The sequence below is a fragment of the Ureibacillus massiliensis 4400831 = CIP 108448 = CCUG 49529 genome (assembly GCF_000772965.1).
Taxonomy (GTDB): domain Bacteria; phylum Bacillota; class Bacilli; order Bacillales_A; family Planococcaceae; genus Ureibacillus; species Ureibacillus massiliensis.
In genome coordinates this window covers 1-1,045 of sequence record NZ_JPVQ01000117.1, presented here as the reverse complement: position 1 = coordinate 1,045, position 1,045 = coordinate 1, and the positions used below count along the sequence as shown (strand labels likewise).

Genomic DNA, 1,045 nt, shown 5'->3' with positions numbered 1-1,045 from the left:
ATCGAATTGAAAAGCAATTCGAACGACTTGGGATATTCCTTTCTCGTCAGACCATCGCCAACTGGGTAATTTACGGCGCAACAAAATGGCTCTCGCCTCTGTATAACCGTTTGCATGAGCTTTTGCTTCAGCTTGATATTTTGCATGCGGATGAAACGACGGTTCAAGTTCTGTCGGAGCCCGGAAAATCGGCAGAGTCCAAATCCTATATGTGGTTATATCGATCTGGCCGTGATGCTACACCAATTGTCTTATATGACTATCAAACTTCACGTCACAGTAAGCACCCGAAAGCATTTCTAAAGGGATTTTCCGGATATCTTCATGTCGATGGCTATGCGGGATACCATGAGCTAAAGAATGTGGAGTTAGTAGGATGCCTGGCTCACGCAAGAAGAAAGTTTGATGAAACGCTTAAATCGTTACCTTCGAATGTGGACAAATCAACTACTCTTGCGGCTGAAGGTCTTCAATTCTGTAATCAATTATTTAAAATTGAAAAAGATATTGATCAAGAATTTGAAAACTGTAGCCCGGAACAACGGAAAGAACAACGCCAAAAACGCAGCCAACCCGTGTTGGATGCTTATTTAGCATGGCTAAAATCCAAACGACCCCAGGTCCCACCTAAAACCAAGTTAGGTGACGCAATTAACTATAGTTTAAATCAATGGTCAAAACTTATTACTTTTATGAAAGACGGTCGACTTGAACTTGATAATAACCGATCAGAACGTTCCATTAAACCGTTTGTTATGGGAAGAAAAGCATGGATGTTTGCCCAATCAATGAAGGGAGCAACGGCCAGTGCGATCATCTATAGCATTGTAGAAACGGCCAAAGAGAATCAGTTAAATCCATTAAATTATTTAACTTATCTGTTTGAACACTTACCTCAAATTGATCTAAATGACCAAAAAGCACTTGACCAGTTCCTTCCGTGGTCAGATACCATTCCGGAGGAATGCAAGATTCCTTCTAAAGTTAAATAGAGAATACATCAATGCCCACCTAATAACTAGGTGGGCATTATTTGACGCTTACA

At 40.7% G+C, this 1,045-nt stretch carries 1 protein-coding gene; it reads left to right on the top strand.

Annotated features, from left to right (window positions below; all coding sequences use genetic code 11):
• Positions 1 to 992: IS66 family transposase (tnpC, locus tag CD30_RS19095; RefSeq protein ID WP_036180823.1), on the top strand; the 992-nt coding region annotated here is incomplete at its 5' end.
• Positions 993 to 1,045: the final 53 nt, after the last annotated feature.